Here is an 8422-nt window from a genome sequence, read left to right as displayed (position 1 = left end):
GTTGGAGACGAACCGCACCGTCAGGTCACGGTCGGTGAACGCGCGCAGCGCCTCATAGGCCATCGCCGGGCCCAGGTCGGAACCCCCGATACCGATGTTGACGACCGCGCGGATGCGCTCACCGGTGTGGCCCCGCCACTCACCCGAACGGACCCGCCCCGCGAAGTCCGCCATCCGGTCCAGCACCGCGTGCACACCCGGCACCACGTTCTCCCCGTCGACCTCCACCACCGCGTCCGCCGGAGCGCGCAGCGCGGTGTGCAGCACCGCCCGGTCCTCGGTGACATTGATCCGCTCACCCCGGAACATCGCGTCCCGCAGACCGAAGACGTCCGTCGCGGCAGCCAGCTCCTGGAGCAGGGCCAGCGTCTCGTCGGTGACGAGGTGCTTGGAGTAGTCGATGTACAGATCACCCACGCGGAGCGTGTATCCGGTGCCGCGCCCCGGGTCTGCGCCGAACAGCTCACGCAGGTGTGTCTCGCCGAGTTCCTCGCGGTGCTCGGCCAGCGCGATCCACTCGGGCCTCTCGTCGAGCCTGGTACGGCCGTCTGCGTTCATTCGGGCTTCCGCCTTCTTCCTGCCTGTCCCTGCCGGGTGCCTTGCCACTGCCGGTTCCAACCTAATTGATCAGGGCGCGGGACGGCCTGTCGTCGTGGCGCCGCGCGCCCCGGCCGACGGTGACAGGTTTCGGGTGCAGCCGAAGACGGCCGGGCACCCCTGGAGATCGGGAACCCGGCCGGTGTCGATTTTCTAGATCTCGCCCCGCAGTTTGGCGAGTGCCTCGGCGAGAATCGCCTCGCCGTCGGCGTCACTGCGGCGCTCGCGCACGTACGCCAGGTGCGTCTTGTAGGGCTCGGTGCGCGGTGGGTCCGGCGGGTTGTCCCGGTCCTGTCCGGCCGGGAAACCGCAGCGCGGGCAGTCCCACGTGTCGGGCACCTGCGCGTCGCTGGCGAAACTCGGCTGTGTCTCATGCCCGTTGGAGCACCAGAAGGAGATGCGCAGACGTGGCGCGGACTCGCCGCGCTCGGCCTCGCCCATCGGCCCCGCCCCGACCCGGCTTCCTCGGATCGCGTTGCCACTTGCCACGGTCGTAACTCCCTGCGTGATGGTGCCGCGAAGCGAGTCGGCGTTTCGCTTCGCTGCGAGCGCCTCAGTCTACGTAAGGCCCAACGCCCGTCCAGTGACAGGAGTTACTCGCCTCGCATGCAGACGCGAGCCCCATGATAGGCCGCGCTCCGGGGCGCGTACCGAACATGGGGCCTCAGGTGGGGAAGTGCGTACCGCGGGTGCGTCGCTGATCTGTTGTTCGTACTTAACGGTCTTCCGACCGCGTCAGTTGTTCGTCTTCATCAGCAGCGCCAGCACCATGATGCAGGCGAACCAGAAGAGACCGACCACCACGGTGATCCGGTCCAGGTTGCGCTCGGCGACCGATGAGCCGCCGACGGACGACTGCATGCCGCCACCGAACATGTCGGAGAGACCGCCGCCCTTCCCCTTGTGCATCAGCACGAGCAGCATCAGCAGCAGGCTGAAGACGATCAGGGCGATCGAGAACCCCAAAACCACGGCTGGACCAACTTCCTCGGATTCTGACGGACGACGGGGGCACGGTGGCAGTACAGCCACCATGCCCCCGCAAGGGTACGACGTATCGCCGCTGCCGCATACTCGCCGGTCGACCCGGTGACCGGGCCGGCGGGCCGCCTACTGGTCGCGGAAACGGACGATCTTGACGAACTCGTCGGCGTCCAGCGAGGCACCGCCGACCAGGGCGCCGTCGATGTCGGGCTTGGCCATGATCTCGGCGACGTTGCCGGACTTGACCGAGCCGCCGTACTGGATGCGGACCTTGTCGGCCAGCTCCCGCGAGTACAGCTCGGCGACCTTGCCGCGGATCGCCGCGCAGACCTCCTGGGCGTCGTCGGCGCCGCAGACCTTGCCGGTTCCGATGGCCCACACCGGCTCGTAGGCGATGACGACCGTCTCGGCCTGCTCGGCCGGGAGGTCCTGGAGACCGCCCTCGACCTGGGCGAGGGTGTGCGAGACGTGGTTGCCCGCCTCGCGGACGTCCAGCTCCTCGCCGACGCACAGGATCGGGGTCAGGCCGTTCTTGTAGGCGGCCTTGACCTTGGCGTTCACCAGCTCGTCGGTCTCGTCGTGGTACTGGCGGCGCTCGGAGTGGCCGACCGCCACGAACGTGCACTTCAGCTTGGCCAGCATCGGGCCGGAGATCTCGCCGGTGTAGGCGCCGCCGTCGTGCGCGGAGATGTCCTGGGCACCGTACTTGATCTTCAGCTTGTCGCCGTCGACCAGGGTCTGCACCGAACGCAGGTCGGTGAAGGGCGGCAGGACGGCGACCTCGACGGTCTCGTAGTCCTTGTCCGCGAGGGCGAAGGCGAGCTTCTGGACGTGGGCGATGGCCTCAAGGTGGTTGAGGTTCATCTTCCAGTTGCCCGCCATCAGCGGCGTGCGCCCAGAGATTTCGGATACGGCCATTGAGGGTCAGTCCTCCAGTGCGGCGAGACCGGGGAGCGTCTTGCCCTCAAGGTATTCGAGGGAGGCGCCGCCGCCGGTCGAGATGTGGCCGAATGCCTTTTCGTCGAAGCCGAGCGTGCGGACGGCGGCGGCGGAGTCGCCACCACCGACCACGGAGAAGCCCGGGGACTCGACGAGGGCCTGGGCTACCGCCTTGGTGCCCTCGGCATAGTCGGGGTGCTCGAAGACGCCCATGGGACCGTTCCAGAAGACGGTGGCCGCGTCGGCGAGCTTCGAGGCGTACAGCTTGCGGGTTTCCGGGCCGATGTCCAGGCCCTCCTGGTCGGCGGGGATGGCGTCCGCGGCGACGGTGGAGGGGTTGGCCGGAGCCTTGGTCTTCAGGTCCGGGAACTCGGTCGACACCAGCACGTCGACGGGGAGCACCAGCTCCACCCCGTTCTTCTCCGCGCGCTCGATGTACTCCTTGACGGCCGGGACCTGGTCCTCCTGGAGCAGGGAGATGCCGACCTCGTGGCCCTGGGCCTTGAGGAAGGTGTAGGCCATGCCGCCGCCGATGAGGAGCCGGTCGGCCTTGCCGAGAAGCTGGTCGATGACGGCGAGCTTGTCGGAGACCTTGGCGCCGCCGAGGGCGACCACGTACGGCCGCTCCACGTCGTCGGTGAGCTTCTTCAGGACGCCGACCTCGGTGGCGATGAGGTAGCCGGCGTAGTGCGGCAGCCGCTTCGGCAGGTCGAAGACGGAGGCGTGCTTGCGGTGCACGGCGCCGAAGCCGTCACCGACGTAGACGTCGGCGAGGCCGGCCAGCTTGTCGGCGAAGGCGGCGCGCTCGGCGTCGTCCTTGGCGGTCTCCCCGGCGTTGAAGCGCAGGTTCTCCAGGACCGCGACCTGTCCGTCGGCGAGGCCGGTGACGGTGGCCTCGGCCGAGTCGCCGACCGTGTCCTCGGCGAAGGCGACGTCGGCGCCGAGCAGCTCGCCGAGGCGCGCGGCGGCGGGCCCGAGCGAGAACGCCGGGTCCGGGGCGCCCTTGGGGCGGCCCAGGTGCGAGGCGACGATCACGCGTGCACCCGCCGCGGCCAGGGCCTTGACGGTGGGCAGCACGGCGCGGATGCGGCCGTCGTCGGTGATGGTGGTGCCGTCCAGCGGGACGTTGAGGTCGGCGCGGACGAAGACGCGCTTGCCCGCGACGCCTTCGGAGAGCAGTTCGTCGATCGTCTTCATGCGGCAGCTCCTGGGGCTGTTGATCGCTCGTGATCCTACGAGGGCTGGTCGTACCGGACGCGCGTCAGGGCTCGGACGGCATCACGCGTGAACCGTCCGAGCCCTGCTAGCGCATCAAGGTGCCTGCTGCGACGATCAGAGCTGGTTGCCGACGAAGACCGTGAGGTCGACGAGGCGGTTGGAGTAGCCCCACTCGTTGTCGTACCAGCCGAGGATCTTCACCGTGTTGCCCTCCTGGACCATGGTCAGGGAGGAGTCGAAGGTGCAGGAGGACGGGTCGCTGACGATGTCCGAGGAGACGATCTCGTCCTCGGTGTAGGTCAGGTAGCCCTTGAGGTCCCCGTCCTCGGACGCCTTCTTGAACGCGGCGTTGACCTCGTCCTTGGTGACCTCGCGCTGGAGCGTCACGACCAGGTCGGTGGCCGAGCCGGTCGGGACCGGGACGCGCATGGCGATGCCGTCCAGCTTGCCCTTGAGCTGCGGCAGGACCAGGGCGGTGGCCTTGGCGGCACCGGTGGTGGTCGGGATGATGTTCTCGGCGGCGGCGCGGGCCCGACGCAGGTCCTTGTGCGGGAAGTCAAGGATGCGCTGGTCGTTGGTGTACGCGTGCACCGTCGTCATCAGGCCCCGGACGATGCCGAAGTTCTCGTCGAGAACCTTGGCCATCGGCGCCACGCAGTTGGTGGTACAGGAGGCGTTGGAGATGACGTGGTGGTTGGCCGCGTCGTACTTGTCCTGGTTGACGCCCATCACGATGGTGATGTCCTCGTCCTTGGCCGGAGCCGAGATGAGGACCTTCTTGGCGCCACCGGTGAGGTGCTTCTCGGCGTCGGCCTTCTTGGTGAAGATGCCGGTCGACTCGATGACGATGTCGACGCCCAGCTCGCCCCACGGGATGTCGGCGGGGTTGCGCTCGGAGAGCACCTTGATGGTGTGGCCGTCCACCGTGATGGTGTCGGCGGTGTGCGTCACCTCGGCCTTGAGACGGCCCAGGATGGTGTCGTACTTCAGCAGGTGCGCGGTGGTCGCGGTGTCGCCCAGGTCGTTGACAGCCACGATCTCGATGTCAGCACCCTGCTCCAGCAGCGCGCGGAAGTAGTTACGACCGATGCGGCCAAAGCCGTTGATGCCTACGCGGATCGTCACGAACCGATCTCCTCGTTGGTACGTCGGCGGCTCGACGCCGACGAGCTGTATGGGATGTCCCCGACCGCCTCCGACCCTACCTCTCCGAGGCCCCGGGGGTGACATTGAGAGGGCCCGTACCCGGCACGGCGGCCCGTACCCGTCGGTAGGGGTACGGGCCGCCTGGGTCCGGTGGGACCGATCACCCGATCGAGTTACAGAGGGTCCGCCCTCCGGCGACGGGCGGTGTCACCCCTTCAGGGCGTCCAGGGCTCTGCCGAGCAGGGCCGCCCGGTCGGCCGGCGCGGTCAGGTGCTCCAGGCCGAAGCCCAGCAGCACGGTGTCGTCGGTGGTGACCGCCGCGAAGGTCCGGAACAGCGTTCCGGTCCGGGTCCAGTCGCGCAGGACGGCCGGGCTGCCCGGGGGCGGTCCGGCGGCCCGCCAGGCGCCGAGCGAGGTCTCGAAGCCCTCGGTCCCGCGCACCGTGCCGCCCGTGACGAGGGACGCCTCGTCGGCCAGCACACCGCGCCCGCCGGTGCCCGGGTCGGTGACGTAGCCGATCGACACCTCGACGGTCTTCCCGGCGTAGGCGCTCAGGTCGAAGGAGACCTGCTGCCAGCCGCCGGAGGACCCGGTGAGGCTGTGCCACGCCCCGGTGGAGCCGGTGGCGGCGCAGCCGTCGTCGGAGAGGGTGAGGTAGTGGCTCAGCCAGGGGTGCTCGCCGACGTAGAAGCCGGCCGCGCACTCCTCCGGGACGGCGCTGGAGGAGGCGCCGCCCGCCTCGGGGAGCGTCGTCCAGTCGTCGCCGCCGGCGGTGCGGGCCTCGATCAGCACGTGGTCGTAGCCGGCCTCGGTGTCCCACAGCAGCCGGGTGCTCAGCGCGGGCGCGTCCGCGGCCGGGGTGCCGGTGAGGTCCACGGTGCGGGTGAGGCGCTTGTAGGCGTCGTCGGTATGGACGGCGGCGGCCATGAAGTCGCCCGCGTACGGCCCGTACGGGTTGACCGTCCCGGCGAACTGGCCCGCGCCCTCGCTCGCGAACTCCGGGTGGGTCTCGACGGGCAGCTCGTCCGAGGTGACGCTGTAGGTGCCGGCCCGGTCCAGCGGGTTGCCGGGCGCGGCGCCGAGCGGGCCGGAGGCGCCGGCCAGCGGGCCGGAACCGGTGAAGCCGGTGGCCCCGGCGGTGGAGGTGCGGGTGTAGGCGCCCAGGTAGTACTGGCTGAAGTCGTTCGACAGGTTGCCGCCGCCGAGGTCGACGCTGCCGCCGGCCTGCTCGCCCGCCTCGATCAGCTTGCCGCCCTCGTTGAGGAAGGCGCGGAGCTGGAGCTGGGTGGCGTTGCCGGGGGTCGCCGCGCCGGTGTAGTGGACGACGGTGCCGAAGTGGGACAGGACGCCGAGCGCGTCGGGGGCGCCCTGCGCGGCGACGTCCCACACGAGCGTCCTGCGGCCGTTGGCCCGGAGGGCGTCCGTGTAGGTCCGCGCCTGGGCCGCGGTGGTGCCTTCCTCGGCGACGACGAGGACGTCGGCACGCGGCCGTTCGGCGACCGTGTAGGTGAAGCGCTCACTGGAGACCGCCTTGCCCTGCCTGGTCCTTCCGGTGAACCAGACCTCGACCCGGTCACCCCGGTCGCCGTCCCGGACCCTGGCGCGGTACTCGTCGAAGTAGAGGTCGTCCGCACCGCCGTAGGTCTCGCCGCCCTTCCAGGGGCGGAGCGTGAGGTCGTGGGTGCGTCCGCCGTTGACGCGGTACTTCAGTTCCTTGTCGCGGACGGACTTGCGGGCGACGACCGAGACCTCCTGGTCGGCGCCGCGCGCGTAGGAGGTGGTGAAGGGGGCCGGGGTGAAGTCCGCGGCCTTCAGGCCCACCGAGGAGGACGGCCGGTCGGGGTGGGCGGCGCTCTCGGCGACGGAGAGCGCGAAGGGGACGTTCTTCTCGAACTCCTGCTGGATCAGACCCTCGTCGTCGGGGAAGTTGAAGACGGACTGGCAGTCGGCGGCGTTCCACTCGTCGTCGGGGTCGACGGCGGAGGCGGTCTGGCAGGTCGACATCTCCGGGGTGAACATCGCCGTGCCGTTGACGTTGGCGGCGTGGCCGTCCGCCTCGCCGTTGGTGGTGTACAGCTCGGAGGAGACCTGCGGGCGGTAGCCCGGGATCGCGGAGTTCCCGGGGGTGCCGGCGAGCGCCCGGTAGAGGACGTCGTCGGGGGTGTCGGTGGCGACCTGCCAGCCGACGCCGTAGAGGAGGAGTTCGGCGGCGGAGTGGTAGTTGACGCCGTACGTGAAGCCGATCCGCTTCTCCAGGGCGTCCAGTGCCTTGGTCTCGGGCTCGGAGTTCGGGCCGGCGCCTCGGTAGGTCTGGCTGGTGGGGTTGGGCGAGGAGCCCTCGTCGTCGTAGCCCCACTTGTAGGCGAAGTTGCGGTTGAGGTCGACGCCGTCACCGGTGCCGAGGACACCGTCGCCGTTGACGTCCCGCAGGTTCTTGCGCCACAGCCGGTTGTCGGTGCTCTCGAACGTGTGGTCGTAGCCGTCGGGGTTGGCCGACAGGACGAACCACAGCTCGGTGGAGTCGACGATGCTCTTGATCCGCCGGTCGGTGCGGTAGTTGTCCAGGTAGTGGTGCATCAGCCGCCGGGTCATCTCCGGGGTGATCCACTCGCGCGCGTGCTGGTTGGACGCGTACAGGACGGAGGGCTTGGCACCGTCCCTCGACTTCTCGGCGCCCTTGGTGAGCTTCAGGGCGAGGATGTCCTGCCCGTTCACCGTCCTGCCGAGGGAGACGACCTTGGTGAGGCCGGGGTGCTCCTGGGCGGTCCGCAGGATCTCCTCCCGCAGCCCGCCGGCGCCGCTGTACGGGCGGAACACTCCGTCGGCGGCCGCCTCGACGTGCCGTTCGGCCCGCTCGGAGAGGGTGTGCTCGGTGAGGCCGACGCCCTGTTCCTCCAGTTCCCTCGCCTGCTGGTCGGTGAGGTAGACCTCGACGGTGGCCGTGCCCTTGCCGGGGACCCGCTCGGTCAGTTCGTGGCCGTCCTGTCCGGCGGCCAGCAGCAGGGGGACCTGCCGCTGGGTGACCTCGGCGCGGAAGACCTTCACTTCCTGCGGATCGGGGGCCGCGGCGCCCCCGGGCTGTGCCTGGGCGATGGGTGCGAAGCCCGCTCCGCCGATCAGGAGCGCGCCGACAGCGAGGATCGATCTCGCTCTGTGTCTCATGAACCCCCCTAGCGGTGGTCCGCCACAGCGGCGAACAGGTTGCCAGGCTCATGACACTCCTTGATCGAGTCAAGAGCGCCCCCACGACACGCGAAAGCCGGTACCGGCCACCCGGGCGGCGGTCGGTAGCGGGTATTCGGGCAGCGCGGGCGGCGCCGGCCTGTCGGGNCGGGCGGCACCGGCCTGTCGGAGAGCGCGGGCGGCACCGGCCTGTCGGAGAGCGCGGGCGGCACCGGCCTGTCGGAGAGCGCGGGCGGCACCGGCCTGTCGGCCTGGGTGCGTCGTCCTGGCGCCCCGGGTGTATCGCCCTGGTGGCCGCCCAGGGGTATCGCGCTGTCGGCCGAGGCATGTCGCCCTGCCCGGCGGATCAGGTCGG

Annotated in this window: 6 protein-coding genes and 1 pseudogene; all 7 read right to left on the bottom strand. The window is 70.1% G+C overall.

All coding sequences use genetic code 11. From position 1 onward, the window contains the following. Nucleotides 1-558 (bottom strand): annotated as a pseudogene (locus ABEB00_RS28090) (glucose-6-phosphate isomerase); the annotation flags it as partial. 192 nt (nt 559-750) lie between these two features. Next, nucleotides 751-1086, bottom strand: a complete 336-nt coding sequence (locus tag ABEB00_RS28085; protein ID WP_003957010.1) for an RNA polymerase-binding protein RbpA — start codon at nt 1084-1086, stop codon at nt 751-753. Between the two features lie 246 nt (nt 1087-1332). Next, nucleotides 1333-1569: a preprotein translocase subunit SecG gene (gene secG / locus ABEB00_RS28080; RefSeq protein WP_345623213.1), complete on the bottom strand. Its 237-nt coding sequence runs from the start codon at nt 1567-1569 to the stop codon at nt 1333-1335. A gap of 138 nt (nt 1570-1707) precedes the next feature. After that, complete coding sequence (gene tpiA, locus ABEB00_RS28075) at nt 1708-2463, bottom strand: triose-phosphate isomerase (protein WP_345623214.1); 756 nt, start codon at nt 2461-2463, stop codon at nt 1708-1710. Between the two features lie 42 nt (nt 2464-2505). Beyond that, the gene (locus ABEB00_RS28070) at nt 2506-3717 is read right to left on the bottom strand and encodes a phosphoglycerate kinase (protein ID WP_345623212.1); all 1212 of its coding nucleotides are present in this window, start codon (nt 3715-3717) and stop codon (nt 2506-2508) included. A 135-nt stretch (nt 3718-3852) separates the two neighbouring features. After that, entirely contained in the window at nt 3853-4863 is a 1011-nt protein-coding gene (gap, locus tag ABEB00_RS28065) for a type I glyceraldehyde-3-phosphate dehydrogenase (RefSeq protein WP_345623211.1), read from the bottom strand. A 228-nt stretch (nt 4864-5091) separates the two neighbouring features. After that, a complete protein-coding gene (locus ABEB00_RS28060; protein ID WP_345623210.1) occupies nt 5092-8046 on the bottom strand; it encodes a M14 family metallopeptidase in 2955 nt (984 codons plus the stop codon). Between the last annotated feature and the right edge of the window lie 376 nt (nt 8047-8422).

This window comes from Streptomyces ziwulingensis, assembly GCF_039542605.1.
GTDB classification, from domain to species: Bacteria; Actinomycetota; Actinomycetes; order Streptomycetales; family Streptomycetaceae; genus Streptomyces; species Streptomyces ziwulingensis.
The sequence above is the reverse complement of the archived record's forward strand: the minus strand, read 5'-3'. Positions and strand labels throughout refer to the sequence as shown.